Raw genomic sequence first — 17,085 nt, 5'->3', positions numbered from 1 at the left:
AAATCACAGATGAAGTTATTAATGGCATTGAAATTTTCCTTTTTTCTTCGAGGTGGTCAATAGTATTGATAGAATTTAAAAAAATACATTTCAGTAAATATTGAAATGTATGACATGAGCATCACTGAGAAATAATGAAAACAATAAATTGTTCCCCTCTAAGTTTGAAAGTTCGTCTCATCAGCATAGTCATTCTGATTTTTGTATTTAGCCTGTGGGCGTTGACATTTGCTATTACCCAATCGCTTAAACAAGACATAAAAGAGTTGCTGATTGAACAGCAAAATTCAGCAGCATCTTATATCGCTGCGGATATTGACTCCGAAGTAGCGCAGCGCATCACTCTGCTCAATCAAAATGCCAAACTTGTTTCTCAGTATGTTGGTTCCCTTGGTCAGACGCGTGAATTTCTTAAAGGGCGAATTGGTCTACAGGCGCTTTTTCAGGATGGGATCGTTGCCATTGATAAGGAAGGCTTAGGTATTGCCGAATTTCCTTCTGGCATCGGGCGGGAAGGCGCTCACTTTAATACGCGCGAATATTTTCAGGAGGCAATGACGACCGGTAAGACGGTAATTGGCAAACCCCGGAAGAGTAGTTTTACGAACCACCCCGTTGTTGCTATTGCGGCCCCGATATTAAATGCATCTGGTCAGCAAGTCGGTGTTCTTGCCGGGTTTACATCTCTTTCGGAGACAAGTCTGTTTGGTCAAGTTGATCGAAGTGGCGTGGAAAAAGCTGCAACGATTATCATTAGTGATCCACTCCATCAGTTGATTGTATTCTCAAGTAAAACTGCAGATATTCTCCGTCCGCTTATCAATCACGATGCTTCGGTAGGAAACAATGCCAATGACACTAAGGTTTTGAGTGAAGGCAAAACAATTCCAACGACAGGTTGGGTTGTGCAGATTGTTATGCCGGCAGAAGAAGCCTTTATGCCGATCCGCCATATGGAAACCGTTATCTATGAAATCGCGTTGTTCCTGACTTTGTTATCATCGGGAGGAGTATGGTTTCTCGTAAAACATGCACTGCGCCCGCTGGATAAAGTGACGCATACCATACGCCTAATGGCGGAGGATGCTGCAGGAAATATGCATGCTCTGCCGCGAAAGGGTGACAACGAAATTAGGGAACTGACTGATAATTTTAATTTGTTAGTGAAACAACGTCTTCGGTCAGAGGCGGCACTACGTCAAAGTGAGGCCCGGCTTGCACGCGCTGAATTGGCGTCGAAATCAGGGAACTGGGAATTTCACCTGAGAGAACAAAAGGTTATTGCTTCCATCGGTGCAAAAAGCATTTATGGTTTGCATAAAGAAGAGTACGAATTCACGGAAATCAAAAAAGCAGCATTGTCAGAATATCGCACTATGCTGGATGCTGCGATGAAAGCACTGATTGAGGATGATATACCATATAACGTCGAGTTCAGAATACGGACGTTAGATACGGGAGAGCTGAGAGATATTCACTCGATTGCTTACTTTGACAAAGAAAAACAAATCATTTTCGGTGTTGTTCAAGATGTGACTGAACGATTAAACATTCAAAGAACATTAGAACAGGAAGAGCTACGGCGGCGTATTTTTCTGGAGCAATCTCAGGAAGGGGTAGCGGTGCTCCGTCAGGATGGCAGTCTGGCTGAGTGGAATCCTGCTTTCGCTCAAATGTTAGGATATTCCGAGCAGGAGATGGGTCATCTTAATGTCAAAGATTGGGATAGCAAGTTAAAGCATGAGGAGATTGATGACATCACCCATACCCTTGGGTTGGGTCATCTCTCGATTGAAACACAACATCGGCGAAAAGATGGCCGCTATTACGACGTTGAAGTCAATATCAGCGGCGTTGAATGGGCGGATCAATATTATTTATTCTGTTTGCACCATGATATTACTGATAGAAAACAATCAGAGCTCGCATTACGCGAGAGTGAAGCGCGTTTCCGGGCAATCATCGAGGCATCACCGATTCCTTATGCCTTAAACGATGAACATTTTAATATTACTTATCTCAACCCCGCCTTTGTCAGGACTTTTGGCTATACGTTGCAAGACATTCCTACGATAGCTGACTGGTGGCCAAAAGCTTATCCTGACCCAGCCTATCAGCAGCAGATCATGACTGACTGGATGGCTCATATGGCGAAGGCTGAACGCGAAAAACAGACATTTGAACCGATAGAAGCAAATATTCGATGCAAAGATGGTGAAACACGTACTGTATTAGTTGCAGCAGAACCCCTTAATGGTTCGTTTCATGAACTGCATGTTGTCTCATTTTTCGATATTACCAGTATCAAAAAGGCAGAAGCATCGCAGCGTTTGGCTGCAACCGTATTTTCTCATGCACGTGAGGGCATTCTTATAACTGGGGCGGATGGAACCATTCTGGATGTCAATGGCATGTTTAGCGAGATCACGGGCTATAGCCGTGACGATGTGATCGGGAAAAGTGCTCAAATGTTCAATCCGGCCAAACATGCTAAAACCTCTTACGCTCATATGTGGCGGGCGTTGAAACGCAATGGTTACTGGGCAGGTGAAATGTGGAACTGCCGGAAAAGTGGGGCACTCTTCCCTGAAATGGTAACCATCAGTGCCGTTCGTGATCAACAGGGTAATACACAACAATATGTTGTACTTTTTTCTGATATCTCTGAGGCCAAAGCGCATGAACATCGGTTGGAAACGATGGCACATTACGACCCACTGACAGGGTTACCTAATCGTTCGCTTTTGTCTGATCGTCTGCAGCAGGCAATGGCCCAATCCTCGCGTTACAAAAAATCCATTGCGGTGTGTTATCTCGATCTGGATGGTTTCAAGCAGGTTAATGACACTTATGGTCATGAGGTCGGTGATCAGTTATTAATTGCGTTAGCCGCACAGATGCAACAAACACTGCGTAAATCAGATACGCTAGCAAGAATTGGTGGCGATGAATTTGTGGTGGTCTTGGATGGTTTGGTTGATAGAGAGTCATCTCTAGCGAGTGCAGAACGCCTGGTTCAGGCGGCGGCTCACCCGGTGATGGTGGGTGAGTTACAACTACAAGTATCAGCCAGTCTAGGTATTACCTTCTATCCACAAGAGGTGGCCATAGATGCTGATCAGCTGTTACGTCAGGCTGATCACGCAATGTATCTGGCAAAACAGTCAGGGAAAAATCGGTATTGTCTGTTCAAAACCTACTATACCGAGGTTGTTTAAAGCCACCGTATAGGTGGCTTTTTAGTTGCACAACATAGAATGTCCTTTATGACCACTGTTTATCGATAGCATCCAGCCCCGCATTTTGTAAATCTTCAGGGCTCATCAAGATGCGGAACTTACATGCCCCATTGAGCTTCAAAAAGAAGGGCTCTGCATAGAATGGCACATCGGATGGCTGATTTACATTGACCACGAGGAGTGCGCCGCGTTTTCCGTCTTGCTCCGTAAAGTATGTCATTTCTGGTTTAATCGTTTCGAGAATACTGCCTATAACAGCCCCAATCTTGCCATTGATGACAAGGGAGTTGAACGGTTCAAGAGGGAATTCGACAGTAAGTAGCATTTTCATGGAATGTCTCCTTCTAATTGCGGCATTTGACAGCGTTGCCGCCTACGCCTGACACAGTCAGATAGTGAAATATGTCATTCGATGAGAAGACTGCAGGAGCTATGACGAATTCATTTTTGCTTCGAGGTGATAAAAGAGGCACAGCCTGAATAGCCTTATATAAATATAGCAGAAAGTGGCAAATTAAATGCTTCTTAATATGTGAAGGAATGATTTTTCCTCATGCCTCTTATGACGATAATTCGATTGTCATCTGTTGCCCGTTTCTTTAACGGAAATTGCCGAGCTGAGTCAGTCTGAGTTAGAACTGATATTAAGTGCGGCGATCAATACCGCTGATATGAAAAATATGCCGTTTGAAGTGACATTGGCTGCGTTAAGAAACGCAATATCACGCGTTAATCTATTGGCATCTCAGGTTTAGGTTTAAACCAGTCGGTAAACTCAGACAATAACGCCGTATCTGCTTTGGGCCGGTGTACCAGATAATAGGCGGCACCGGTTTTCACTGTGTCTGGAAATGGCATTACGAGCCGGTGCATTTTTATGTCTTCTGCCACCAGGCTGATATCAGCCATGGCGATCCCAAACCCCTGAATGGCCGCACTGATCGCTAAATCCATCGTGTCGAACTGTTGATTGCGTCGCATAATTTGTTCATCCATCGATTGACTTTGGAGCCATAACTTCCAGTCCCGCTGATCATGTGTCGGGTGCAGAAAAGTCATCCGGGCCAGATTTTCAATACTGAAATTATTTGCCACGTTGTCGCATAAATGCGGTGCCATCACCGGAGAAATGACCTCATCAAACAACTTATAAGCATGCCGAAATGGAGTCGTGTCTTCTGAAAAGATAATGGCTACATCGTAGTTTTCCGTTTTGAAATCAATGCCATGATCGGTCGTGGTGGTCAGGGAAACATGCATTTCCGGATTTTCCTGTTCCAGTTTTACCAAACAGGGGAGCAACCATCGCAGTGCACACGTCGGAGCCTTCAGGCGGATCACGCTATTTTCACGACAGGCCTTATCGGTCGCTTTAAATAACTGCTCAAATGCACCTTTGAGTTCCGGCAATAAGTTCAAACCCTGTTGGGTTAACCGTAGCCCTCGCGCATGACGATGAAATAAGGCAAATCCAAAGTAATCTTCCAGCGTAGCAATCTGGCGACTGACCGCACCTTGCGTCACAAATAACTCTTCTGCCGCCCGCGTTAAATTGAGGTGTCTGGCGGTCACCACAAAAGCATGCAGGGCATTCAGGGGGGGAATTCGTTTATTCATTGCTACCTTCGAGTCATGCATTTTTCTCATGGCTATTATGACAACAATTCGATTGTGACAACAAGGTGAGAAACGTTTAATGAGTATCAATGAGTTCTGTCGATACGGGAAAAAACGGAGATACCATGACGATCGAAACCCCAGTGCAACTACAGTCAAAACTACCGGATGTAGGCACGACCATCTTCACTGTTATCGGTCAGTTATCCAGCCAATATCAGGCTATTAATCTTTCTCAGGGAGCCCCCAATTTTCCCTGTGATCCTAAATTGATACAGCACGTCACGCAGGCTATGCAGCAGGGAGATAACCAATATGCACCAATGTCGGGGCTGGTCTCGCTCAAAGAGATGTTGGCGGCTAAAGTACACACACTTTATGGCCAGAAATATGATATCAACAGTGAAATTGCCATTACCGCAAGTGCCAGTGAGGGGTTGTATTCTGCGATTTCTGCACTGGTTCATCCCGGTGATGAAGTCATTTATTTTGAACCTTCTTTTGACAGTTACGCGCCGATCGTTCGTCTGCAAGGCGGCATCCCTGTTGCGTTGAAATTATCGGTGCCGGAGTTTTCAATTGACTGGGATGAAGTGCTGGCGGCGGTGAATTCACGCACCCGCATGATCATTATCAATACCCCACATAATCCCAGTGCGCAGGTGTTGAACCCAGCTGATTTGGCGCAACTGGCAAAAATCACCAGAAATACCAACATCGTGATTTTGTCTGATGAGGTGTATGAACATATTGTCTTTGACGGCCAAAAACATCACGGGATGGCAACCCATACTGAATTAGCGGCGCGCAGTGTCATCGTCTCTTCCTTCGGAAAAACGTTTCATGTGACCGGCTGGCGAGTAGGGTACTGTTTAGCACCGACAGAGCTGATGCGTGAAATTTTAAAAGTGCATCAATTTATGATGTTTTCGGCAGATACCCCGATGCAGTATGCCTTTGCCGAATACATGCAAGACCCACAAACTTATCTGCATTTGTCTTCGTTTTATCAGCAAAAACGAGATTTGATGATCGAGCATCTAAAAGATGCACCGTTCCGATTACTGCCGTCAGCCGGGTCTTTTTTCATGCTGGCCAGTTATGCTCATTTTAGCGATGAAAATGACAGTGACATGGTGAAACGACTGATCACCGATTATGGGGTGGCAACGATACCGCTTTCTGCCTTCTATACCGATGGCACAGATAACAAACTGATTCGATTGTCGTTTGCAAAAGATGACGCCACTATCTGTGCCGGTGCAAAAGCACTGTGCCAGGTCAAACCACGCTGAGAAGGGAGAGTGAAATGTCTGTGAGTTTCTCTCCATCTCGAGTCGCGGCTATTCAGATGAACAGTCTTGACCAAGTACAGAATAATCTTGATCTGGCCGCCGAACTGGTTGCCGCTGCAGCAGAAGAAGGGGCACAGTTTGTTTTGTTGCCCGAATATTTCTACTTCATGGGCAAAGAAGATCAGGATCGCCTGGCATTTAGTGAAGATATAGGAAATGGCCCAATTCAGCGCTTTTTGTCGAATCTAGCCAGACATCATCAGATCTGGATTTCTGGCGGTACTGTGCCGATTCAGAGTGAAGATCCGTTGCATCTTTATAACAGTAATCTGTTATTTGACGATGAAGGCCACTGCGTTGGCCGCTATGACAAAATCCACCTTTTTGGGTTTAAAGACAGCACCGAAAGCTACGCTGAATCAGACACATTAAAGCCGGGCAATACGGTGACCACGTTTACGACACCCATTGGTCAGATCCGGGCTTCTGTGTGTTATGACCTGCGTTTTCCAGAACTATATCGTCTGGCGCCGAACTGCGATCTGATCACGGCCCCGGCGGCGTTTACCTACACCACCGGCGCTGCGCACTGGGAAATATTGTTACGTTGCCGGGCAATAGAAAATCAGTGTTATGTCATCGCTGCCGCCCAAACCGGAATGCATCCCAGTGGGAAACGAACATTCGGGCACAGCATGATCATTGACCCATGGGGCAATGTTATGGCTGAAAAGGCCGATGGGAATGGTTTTGTCATTGCGGATCTGGATCTACAGCGCATGAATACCATCCGTCAGAATTTACCGTCGTTACAAAACCGTGTTTTATAACCTTGTTAACATTCGTGTTTATCACCTGAGAAGGATCTTGAAATGAAAAAGTTAAACAAGCTGGTATTGTCACTGGGCTTATTATCATCTGCAGCGGCTCTGGCCCAAACCGAACTGCGCTTTGGCCTTGAAGCGGAATATCCGCCATTTGAAAGTAAGAATGCATCGGGTGAACTGGAAGGTTTCGATATTGAATTAGGAAAGGCGATTTGCAAGGTAGGTCATTTTAAATGTTCGTGGGTGGAAAGTTCTTTCGATACGCTGATCCCTGGTTTACAGGCCAAGAAGTTTGATGTGATCAATTCAGCCATGAATATCACCGAGCAACGGAAACAGGCGATTGATTTTACCAATCCCATTTACCGTATTCCTTCGCAACTGGTGGGTAAACCGGGTCAAGGGCTTGAACCAACCGTCGAATCATTAAAAGGGAAAAATATCGGCGTGCTGCAAGGCTCAATTCAGGAGGTATTTGCTAAAGCCCATTGGGAGCCTAAAGGCGTTACCGTGACGTCATATAAAGATCAGAATCTGGTGTATAACGATCTGGCTGCAGGGCGCCTAGATGCCACTTTGGTGATGGCCGCAGCGGGTCAGGCAGGTTTTTTAGATAAGCCGGAAGGAAAGGGTTTTGCCTTCATCGGAAAACCGGTAGAAGACAGCAAAATCTTAGGTAGTGGTATTGGTTTCGGTTTACGGAAAGGCGATAGCAAACTGACAAACGATCTGAACAAAGCGATTAAGAAAGTGCAGGATGACGGTACTGTCACTAAACTCGCGAAAAAATACTTCACTGGCTTTGATGTCTCTGTGAAATAAGGAACAACAGGCGATATCGGGTCGGTGCATGATCTGATTCGCCTTATCATTTCCATACCAACGGAGAGCGGGTCTCCGCTGTATTTACAAAGATTCAATAACGGGTTCAAGTAGTACATTGCTTTGAAACGCATCCTGCGTTCCTTTCCGTTGAAATTGAGTGATTAGCCGATCTAAGGTCAGCAATCGTTCCGCAAGCGCATTGATACCAGCCGTTGTTTTATCGCTGCGGGTTGTCGATTCTTCAGCCAGTGTTTTGATGTTGAATACATTATGACTGAGTTCTTCTGTCACGTTTGCTTGCTGGCCGACCGCCTGCGCAATTTGGGTGCCTGCAGCGGCTATTTGTTGCAACATGGCATCAATTTTTTCAAGGATCAGCCCTGTGTTTTGTGCTTTATCCTGACAGGTGGCCGACAGTTTTTGTCCTGATTCCATGGCCTGTTCTGCTTTGCTGGCGCTACTTTGTAATTCACTGATCATGTTTTGAATTTCACTGGTCGATGACTGCGTTTTAATGGCTAATGCACGAATTTCATCTGCAACCACCGCAAAGCCTCGACCATGTTCTCCAGCTCTGGCTGCTTCAATAGCGGCATTCAGTGCCAACAGATTCGTTTGATTAGCAATGTTATTGATAACATCCAGAACATGCTCAATAGCCCGGCAATCGCCTGCCAATGCTTTGATTACCGCCTGGGAGCGGGTAATTTCATTGTGCATCCCGACCACTGCGCCAATTGTGCCTTCGACGCTTTCTCTTCCTTCGCTGGATAGATGTGTCGCTTGGTCAATCGAGAGTGAAGTATCTGCCGCACTTTGAGAGACTTCGCGGATGGAGTTGCTCATTTCTGATACGGCAGTGGCCACCATGTCTGTTTCGGCACGTTGTTGTTCCAGATTACGAGTAATTGACATGACATTGTTCACGTCATTGCCAACGGCATTGAGAATGCCATGACTGGTTTCCCCGGTTCTGGCTACAACAGCTCGCAGTTCAGCCTCACTCATTAATGCCGACAGCTCAATGGCGGCTAAGTCATCGACTTTTCCGGTATAAATTAATTGCATTAACGGGTTATCAAAACGTTGACGTGCTTTTTGACTTAATTTCTGTAATCGTTTTGCTTGTTTATGGTTCATCAATAACGCGACGACAATCATAAAAACAGCGAGTGACAGAAGAGGGGTATTAAAACCAAACATCAATGTCCAGCTTAAAATCAGTGTATTCAGAATAAGAATACCTTGCAGCCAAGTTGCCGAGGCAATTTTGGGCAGGCGTAATGCGAGCGGGGTCTGGTTGTTTCTTAACTGAGCATAAATTTTTTCTGCACGTTTCTTTTCTTCATCGCCCGGCGCGACGCGTACGGATTGATATTCCATGATTTTACCCTGAGCATTTCGTATCGGGGTTACAAATGCATTGACCCAATAATGATCTCCATTCTTGCAACGATTCTTAACCAAACCCATCCAACTGCGACCCTGTTTAATATGTTGCCACATATCTGCAAATGCCTGAGGGGGCATATCAGGATGACGCACAATGTGATGAGGCTTATTACGCAGTTCATCAAGTGTGAACCCTGCAATGTCACAAAAATGAGCATTGGCATCGGTGATATGGCTTTGTAAATCCGTAGTGGAAATGAGATTCAACTCGGGTGAATACATTCTTTCTTTTTGGGTGACGGGCTGATTATTTTTCACTTGGTTCTCCAGAGTAAATATCAGGAATTGACAGATACGAGATAGATCGACCGCAAGGAAATGATCTAGATCAATTTTCATACAGCATTTTTTGCGCCAAATAAAAATCGTTACCAATATCTCTTATTAGAGGGGGCGAAAGGCGTGATCTTGCAAAACGCAATTCTGTCCGTGCATTTTGCAATTGCAAAATTCAATGCTGTATCGAATCAGCAAAGGGGAAAACTAAAAGTTAGCTAGGTCTAATATATGTATGACGATGATCACACAATGAAAATGTAACAGTTACATCGCAGCGGCTTTTACAAAATTACAACATCGATCACACCGGCTGAACCGTTTTAGCGCCATATTTAGCGCCATACCAAGCCTCTGAAAGCAAACCTTGTTACATTGTTACAAAGAAAGAGGGCTTTTGGAGCTGTAAAACGCAGTGTTTTACTGCTTAGTAAGCGGAAATTAACAAAGGATGATCAAATGAACATGAAAACTGTGAGCTTTGCTGTTCTTGCTACATTGGTTGCGGCAGCTTCTGCACAAGCAATGGCAGCGCCAACCGAAATCAAAGTTTGGCGTCATGATACCAATGAAAAAGAGATCGCCGCTTCTAAAGCTGCAGTAGAACGCTTCAACAAAAGCCAGAACGAATACAAAGTCGTAATGGAGATGATTCCTGAAGGCGCCTATACACAAACTATCAATGCCGCTGCGTTAGCGGGGAAATTGCCTTGTGCTCTGGATATGGACCAACCAGTTGTTCCTAATTTTGCCTGGGCTGGAAATCTGGTGGAATTAAATGGTCTGATCCCTGCGCCATTGCTGGAACAGTTAAACAGCGTAGGTAAAGGTACTTACAAAGGCAAAGTTTACTCTGTTGGTCAATTTGACGTATCACTGGCATTGTTCACACGTCAGAGCATCCTCAATAAATATGGTATTCGCAAAGCAACTATCGATAAGCCATGGACCAAAGACGAATTCAACGAAATTCTGGCGAAGCTGAAAAAATCTGGTGAATTCCGTTATCCATTCGACATCAACACCAGCTGGAGTGGTGAATGGTATTCCTACGGGTTTGGTCCTTTCCTGCAAAGCTTTGGTGGGGATGAAATCAACCGTTCTACCTATCTGGAATCAGAAGGTGTCTTGAATGGCGATAAAGCCGTTGCATTTGGTAACTGGCTGCAGTCATTGGTTAAAAACAAATATATCGATCGTAAACCGACGGATGATAAAGGCTTCCTGCAAGGCAAGGTTGCTATTCACTATAACGGCTCGTGGGCGGTGGGTGATATGACCAAAGCTTACGGTGATGATTTAGCTATTTTACCGGTGCCTGATTTTGGTAATGGCCCAGTCATTGGTGGTGGTTCATGGCATTGGGGCATTAGCAAAGCCTGTCCTAACAAGGAAGGTGCGGCTAAATGGCTGACATTCCTGATCACACCGGAAGAGATTGCAGCGATGTCAAACGCAACCAGCCTGATTCCGAATACTGCCGCGGCGGCTGCCATGACAGAGAATTATAAGGCTGGCGGAAAATGGCGCATATTCTACGATTTCTCTAAGAAATTCGCCAAAATGCGTCCAGAAACCCCAGCATATCCTGTGATCACCAGCAGTTTTGCTAAAGCTGTTAATGACATTCTTGATGGCAACGATGTACAGGATTCTTTAGACAAAGCTGTACAAACCATCGACCGCAACATTCAAGACAACAATGGATATGGGTTTAAAAAATAATCCATAGGTCTGTAGTCGGGCCCGTGCAACGCGGGCCTTTCCTGATGTTCAGATAGGGCGTAAATGATGACCGATTCAGCATTTATTCAACCACCGCCAATGGCGCGGACAAAAAAGAATGACAGCCTGATGCGGCGTCAGCGGTTTTACGGCTGGCTCATGGGCAGTCCGGCATTTCTGGGATTGATCCTTTTCATCTTTGTTCCATTTGTGATGGCAATTATTTTGTCTTTCACCAATCAACGATTGTTATCACCGAATCCTACCGAAGGGGTTGGATTTCGTAATTATGATCGTCTGCTTGCCGTGACTTGGTTAAAGCAGGATGCACAACATGATGAGCAGAATCATGTGCTGCTCGACGCAAAAGGGGAACCGCAATTCGAACGCTTGCGTAAAGTCCTGCGTCAGAATGAATCTTATAAAGGATATGACGAACTCTCGACGTTTACTTTTAGTGATTCGCGCGTCGTGATATTGGCAAAAGATCCACTGTTTATTAAGTCGTTTATCAATACGATCAAATTCGCCTTCATGGTCATTCCACTGCAATGTGGTGCGGCTTTGTTACTGGCATTGCTGGTCAATATGGGGTTGAAAGGAACGAACTTTTTCCGAACCGCCTATTTTGCTCCCGTCGTCACCTCGATGGTGGTGGTGTCGATCGTATGGACATTTCTTTACCACAAAGACATTGGGCTGGTGAATGAATTCCTGAACAAAATCTCATTTGGCATGATCGGTAAGATCAATTGGCTGGGTGATCCTAAATGGTCGATGCCTGCCATCGTGATCATGTCTGCTTGGCAGGGTGCGGGTTATCAGATGTTAATTTTTCTGGCTGGTTTGCAGAACATCCCGGAAGATTTATATGAAGCTGCATCATTAGATGGCGCCAATAGCTGGCAGAAATTCCGTAATGTCACGCTGCCGGGTCTGCGCAACACCACCATCTTCGTCATTATCTCTACTACCATCGCGGCATTTGGCTTGTTTACCCAAGTTGATGTCATGACCGGTGGCGGGCCGTCTGATTCGACCTCCACAGTCATGTATCACGCTGTTCGCAAAGGCTTCCGTGAACAGGATATTGGCTATGGTGCCACGATCAGTGTGGTGTATTTCCTTGTCATTCTGGCGATTGCACTGGGTCAGAAATACTACTTCGACAAGCGGGAGAAATAATCATGGTTTCCTCATCTCAAATGGTTGATCCACGCTTTATCTACAAACGTTTGCTGACTTATGCGGCGTTGTTATTGCTGGCTTATATTTTCTTGTTTCCTCTGGTTTTCATGATCATGTCGTCATTTAAACCACAGCAGCAAATATTCACTGATTTGTTCTCAATCCGGGCGTTATTGCCGGTGGGTGATATTTCATTGAATAACTATATTGCTGTCTTTGAAAAAAGCGCGATCAAGACCATGTTCGTGAACTCTATGTTCATTACGGGTTCCACCGTATTGCTTGGGTTATTGGTCAACAGTCTTGCCGCGTTTTCTTTGTCACGCTTGCGCTGGACCGGTCAGAATTTCGTTCTGGCGGCGATCATTGCGCTCTTGATCATTCCTTTTGAAGCGATCTCCGTTCCTTTGCTGATGCTGGTGGCGCATCTGCCCTGGATCGGCTGGGAAAATGGTCAGCTCATTCTGGAAAGTTCATGGCTGAACACCTTGCATGTTCAAATATTACCCATGGTTGCGAATGCCTTTTCTATCTTCCTGTTTTATCAGTTCTTTCGTGATATTCCGAAAGACTTCGATGAAGCTGCTGCGATTGATGGTGCCACACCTTGGCAGATCTATTGGAAGGTTATCGTGCCGATGTCAGGCCCTGTGTTTGCAACGGTAGCTATCCTGCAATTCCTGAACATGTGGAACCAATACCTGTGGCCAATCATGGTGGTTCAAGGCGAATCAGCCCGGCCATTGCAACCTGGTATCCAGCAATTCTTTGGTACTACGACCGAATGGGGCGAGATCATGGCTTACGCCAGCATGGTGACGATCCCTGTATTGATCGTGTTCCTGTTGTTCCAGAAAAAGTTTGTCAGAAGTATGGCGAGTGCCGGCGTGAAAGGCTGATTGGCATTTCGCATTGATATGAAGATTTGAAAGAAGGATAACCAGAATGGCTGATTTAAAACTGAATAAAGTCATTAAGCGTTTCGGTGCAGTTCAAACCATTCATGGGGTGGATCTGGATATAAAACATGGCGAGTTTGTGGTCTTTGTTGGCCCGTCTGGATGTGGTAAATCCACATTACTGCGCATGATCGCCGGTTTGGAAACCATCTCTGATGGCGAAGTGATTATCGACGGTTTGACAGTGAATGACGTGTCTCCGTCTGATCGCGGAATTGCCATGGTGTTTCAGTCATATGCGCTTTATCCGCATATGACAGTGAAAGAAAACATGAGTTTCGGATTGCGTCTGGCGAAGCGTCCTAAAGACGAAATTGAACAACGGGTAGGCGAAGCCGCGCGCATTCTGAAGCTAGAACATTTATTGGATCGCTTGCCAAAACAACTGTCTGGGGGTCAGCGTCAGCGTGTCGCGATTGGTCGTACCATAGTACGGAATCCGAAGGTGTTTTTATTTGACGAACCACTCTCGAATCTGGATGCGGAATTGCGTGTGCAAATGCGCGTGGAGATTTCCAAACTGCACGAGCAATTGGGCAACACCATGGTCTATGTGACACATGATCAGGTAGAAGCCATGACCATGGCTGACAAGATCGTCGTATTACGTGATGGTCGTGTTGAGCAGGTCGGCGCTCCGTTGGAACTTTATCATAACCCTGTAAATCAATTTGTAGCTGGGTTTATCGGCTCTCCGCGCATGAATTTCCTGAACGCCAAAGTGCTGCAGGTGGACAACAACAAAGCCACGCTGGAGCTTGCTGGTGGGGAACAATTCAGCATGACATTAGATCGCGCCGTAACAGTCGGTGATGTCTTGTTGATGGGGATTCGTCCTGAACATCTGGAAATTGATGTTGAAGGTGATGTCAATATTGCATTGAAAGTCGATGTTGTTGAAGCACTGGGCGGGACGACATTCGCATACACCCAATATGCGGACGAAGATCAAGTCGTAGTTGTCACTGATGGTAGCCATCTCATTCCACGTGGAAAAACGATTAAGGCAAGCTTCAAGCTTGAACATGTGCACCTGTTTGATACGGATACGGCAAGCAGTTTGTTACAGCAACAGAAAGCACCGATCGTTGCCAAGATTTTATCTGCTGCCTGATTTGAGAGAGGTCATTAATGTCAGTGAATAAAGACAAGCTACTGCACGACGTAGTCAGCCTGCTGAGCAAAAAACACGGTGATAAAAATTTATCCGAATTTTTAGTTCGTCTCGGTGCTCAATTCAATGAAGTGTATGCCAAGTTCGCTCGTCTCTATGGCGAGCGGGCTGATTTTTCCAACCGATTTTCTGAACTGGTGTTAGCGCTGGCCGATATGTATCTGGCGCGAGATCCTGAATTGCGCGAACTCGATCGGCAGCGTGAAGAAAACAAAGATTGGATCATGAGTCCGAACTGGGTCGCGACTATGTTGTATGTCGATCGGTTCAGCAAAAATCTGAAAGGATTTATGCAGAAGATCGACTATCTGGAAGAGTTAGGCGTGAACTATGTGCATCTGATGCCATTGCTGAAGATGCCACAAGAGGCCAATGACGGCGGTTATGCTGTCAGTGATTATCGTACGGTTGAAAAGCGTTTTGGTTCGATGGCGGATATCCGCAAGATAGCCCAAACGTTCCGCACCAAGAATATGCTGCTGGAATTGGATCTGGTCTTAAACCATACCTCTAATGAGCATGAGTGGGCGAAAAAAGCGCTGCAGGGTGAGAAAGAATATCAGGACATGTATTACATGTATGATGACCGTACGATGCCTGATGCGTTTGAACAAACTCTGCCGGAAATTTTCCCGGAAAATGCACCGGGGAATTTCACCTATCTGCCAGCCATCAACAAATGGGTGTTTACGGTTTTTAACACCTACCAATGGGATCTGAACTATACCAACCCGAAAGTCTTTATTGAGATGATCAAGATCCTGCTCAATCTGGCGAATCAGGGAGTGGACGTTCTGCGACTTGATGCTGTGGCATTTATGTGGAAAAAGCTGGGTACGCAGAGCCAGAACTTAGACGAAGCCCATATCCTGTTGCAGCTGTTTAAGGCGTGTACCAAGATTGCCGCGCCCGGCGCGATCTTCAAAGCAGAAGCGATTGTGCAGCCCGTTGAGATTGTGAAATACCTCGGGGGTGGCACGGTTGACGAATGTGAAATTGCTTATAACGCCTCCTACATGGTGTATTTGTGGGATGCGATGGCAACGCAGAACAAGCGTATTCTGGAGCATGGTCTGCAGAACATCCCGCGTTTACCGAAAGGGACCACGTGGATCAATTACATCCGTTGCCACGATGATATTGGCTTAGGTTATGCCGATCAGGACATTCTGGCTGCTGGTTATAACCCGTTCGATCACAAGCAGTTCATGATTTCCTATTATGTCGGGGAGTTTGCGGGCAGCCCCGCCAAAGGCCAACGCTTCATGTATAACCCGAAAACACAGGATGCGCGGATCACCGGGGCAACCGCCACGTTACTGGGGTTAGAGAAAGGGTTGGAAGAGGGGAATGCGGAACTGATTGAACAAGCCATCCGGAAAACGTTGCTGATGCACAGCGGCATTATGTCCTTTGGCGGCATACCACTGGTGTATTACGGTGATGAACTGGCTTGTACGAACGACTATTCCTTCCTGGAAGATCCGACTAAACAAGATGATAACCGTTGGTTGAACCGTCCGATCATCGACTGGAAGAAAGCGGCGAAACGTAACGAAGTCGGCACGATTGAACATCGGGTATTCAGTGCATTACAGCGGATGATCGCTTTGCGTAAAACGATCCCTGAGTTTTACAACGAAAATAACTATCAGATGGTGCACAACGAAAATACACATGTCTTTTCATTTATGCGTGAACGTGACTGGCATAAGACGCTGGTACTGATGAATATGTCTGCCCAACAGCAAACGTTATCACAAGCCATTCTGGAGCAAACTGGTTTTGGTCATTATGTTTATGACCAATATCAGCAGCAGGATATTTCGCTAGAAAACGGTGTGATCGCCTTGGAACCTTTCCAGTTCCTCTGGCTGAAACAGAAATAATTTACCCCTGTGTAATGCATTGGCCGCCTTCGGGCGGCCTTTTTTTATCTGATGCGTTAACCCGTCAGGAGCTATAAAAGAGAGGGTTTTTGCCAGCCATTTTCCTGCCAGGCTTGTAACACAGTGACGATCAGTTCGTGGTCATCAAATTCCGGCATCCCCGACACGGTGATTGTACCAATACAACCCGAACCTAAAATTCGTAACGGGAAGCTGCCACCGTGAGGAGCATAGTCGCGATCAGGCAACCCCATTTTGCGCTGCAGATCCGTGTCATCGCGTTTCAATCCAAGCCCGATCGCCAATGAACTGCGTTGCAGTAATTGAACGACATTCCGTTTCCGGCGAGCCCAATCAGCATTGCTGGGCGCACTGCCGGGCATGGCACAGACAAACAACATCCGACCAAAAGCTTCAATTTCGATGTGTACGGCTGCTTGATTGAGTGAGGCGGCCAATTGAAGTGTACAACCCAATTCCCAGGCTAATGCTTCATTAAATACAGGCCATTGCAGCGATTCTTCCTGCTGACGTATTTCCATCAGTGAATCATTTAATTCAAGCAAATTCATTTTATTATCTCCGGATAATATGGATATATAGCCTGAGAATGCGCTTC

Annotated in this window: 13 protein-coding genes; 9 read left to right on the top strand and 4 right to left on the bottom strand. The window is 45.9% G+C overall.

The genetic code is table 11. The features are described from left to right. The first annotated feature begins 134 nt into the window (after nucleotides 1-134). The gene (locus H027_RS18205; protein WP_024870649.1) at nucleotides 135-3,218 is read left to right on the top strand and encodes a PAS domain S-box protein; all 3,084 of its coding nucleotides are present in this window, start codon (nucleotides 135-137) and stop codon (nucleotides 3,216-3,218) included. Nucleotides 3,219-3,264: 46 nt separating this feature from the next. On the opposite strand, the gene H027_RS0100855 is transcribed toward H027_RS18205, so the two are convergent. Both H027_RS0100855 and H027_RS0100850 read right to left on the bottom strand, forming a co-directional pair. Continuing rightward, nucleotides 3,265-3,570 carry a hypothetical protein gene (locus tag H027_RS0100855; RefSeq protein WP_024870648.1) on the bottom strand — a complete coding sequence of 102 codons (306 nt, stop codon included), beginning with the start codon at nucleotides 3,568-3,570 and terminating at the stop codon, nucleotides 3,265-3,267. Between the two features lie 398 nt (nucleotides 3,571-3,968). Next, nucleotides 3,969-4,856 carry a LysR substrate-binding domain-containing protein gene (locus H027_RS0100850; protein ID WP_024870647.1) on the bottom strand — a complete coding sequence of 296 codons (888 nt, stop codon included), beginning with the start codon at nucleotides 4,854-4,856 and terminating at the stop codon, nucleotides 3,969-3,971. 125 nt (nucleotides 4,857-4,981) lie between these two features. On the opposite strand from H027_RS0100850, the gene H027_RS0100845 reads away from it, so the two are divergent. The 3 genes from H027_RS0100845 to H027_RS0100835 are packed head-to-tail and all read left to right on the top strand — an operon-like array spanning nucleotide 4,982 to nucleotide 7,800. Then, nucleotides 4,982-6,151, top strand: a complete 1,170-nt coding sequence (locus H027_RS0100845) for a methionine aminotransferase (RefSeq protein ID WP_024870646.1) — start codon at nucleotides 4,982-4,984, stop codon at nucleotides 6,149-6,151. 14 nt (nucleotides 6,152-6,165) lie between these two features. Next, on the top strand, nucleotides 6,166-6,981 hold the full coding sequence (locus tag H027_RS0100840; protein WP_038149119.1) for a carbon-nitrogen hydrolase family protein: 816 nt from the start codon (nucleotides 6,166-6,168) through the stop codon (nucleotides 6,979-6,981). A gap of 42 nt (nucleotides 6,982-7,023) precedes the next feature. After that, a complete protein-coding gene (locus H027_RS0100835; RefSeq protein WP_024870644.1) occupies nucleotides 7,024-7,800 on the top strand; it encodes a transporter substrate-binding domain-containing protein in 777 nt (258 codons plus the stop codon). 84 nt (nucleotides 7,801-7,884) lie between these two features. Here H027_RS0100835 and H027_RS0100830 read toward each other — a convergent pair whose 3' ends face one another. Beyond that, the gene (locus H027_RS0100830; protein ID WP_024870643.1) at nucleotides 7,885-9,513 is read right to left on the bottom strand and encodes a methyl-accepting chemotaxis protein; all 1,629 of its coding nucleotides are present in this window, start codon (nucleotides 9,511-9,513) and stop codon (nucleotides 7,885-7,887) included. Between the two features lie 477 nt (nucleotides 9,514-9,990). On the opposite strand from H027_RS0100830, the gene H027_RS0100825 reads away from it, so the two are divergent. The 5 genes from H027_RS0100825 (at nucleotide 9,991) to H027_RS0100805 (ending at nucleotide 16,466) form a co-directional block, all read left to right on the top strand. Beyond that, nucleotides 9,991-11,256: an ABC transporter substrate-binding protein gene (locus tag H027_RS0100825; protein ID WP_024870642.1), complete on the top strand. Its 1,266-nt coding sequence runs from the start codon at nucleotides 9,991-9,993 to the stop codon at nucleotides 11,254-11,256. Nucleotides 11,257-11,322: 66 nt separating this feature from the next. Then, nucleotides 11,323-12,441, top strand: a complete 1,119-nt coding sequence (locus H027_RS0100820; RefSeq protein WP_024870641.1) for a carbohydrate ABC transporter permease — start codon at nucleotides 11,323-11,325, stop codon at nucleotides 12,439-12,441. Between the two features lie 2 nt (nucleotides 12,442-12,443). Continuing rightward, on the top strand, nucleotides 12,444-13,343 hold the full coding sequence (locus H027_RS0100815) for a carbohydrate ABC transporter permease (protein WP_024870640.1): 900 nt from the start codon (nucleotides 12,444-12,446) through the stop codon (nucleotides 13,341-13,343). Nucleotides 13,344-13,389: 46 nt separating this feature from the next. Next, nucleotides 13,390-14,517: an ABC transporter ATP-binding protein gene (locus H027_RS0100810; protein WP_024870639.1), complete on the top strand. Its 1,128-nt coding sequence runs from the start codon at nucleotides 13,390-13,392 to the stop codon at nucleotides 14,515-14,517. 17 nt (nucleotides 14,518-14,534) lie between these two features. Next, complete coding sequence (locus tag H027_RS0100805) at nucleotides 14,535-16,466, top strand: amylosucrase (RefSeq protein WP_024870638.1); 1,932 nt, start codon at nucleotides 14,535-14,537, stop codon at nucleotides 16,464-16,466. Between the two features lie 71 nt (nucleotides 16,467-16,537). Here the strand turns inward: H027_RS0100805 and H027_RS0100800 are convergent, their stop codons facing one another. Beyond that, entirely contained in the window at nucleotides 16,538-17,038 is a 501-nt protein-coding gene (locus H027_RS0100800; RefSeq protein WP_024870637.1) for a heme-degrading domain-containing protein, read from the bottom strand. Nucleotides 17,039-17,085: the final 47 nt, after the last annotated feature.

The organism is Tolumonas lignilytica (assembly GCF_000527035.1).
Classification (GTDB): domain Bacteria; phylum Pseudomonadota; class Gammaproteobacteria; order Enterobacterales; family Aeromonadaceae; genus Tolumonas; species Tolumonas lignilytica.
The sequence above is the reverse complement of the archived record's forward strand: the minus strand, read 5'-3'. Positions and strand labels throughout refer to the sequence as shown.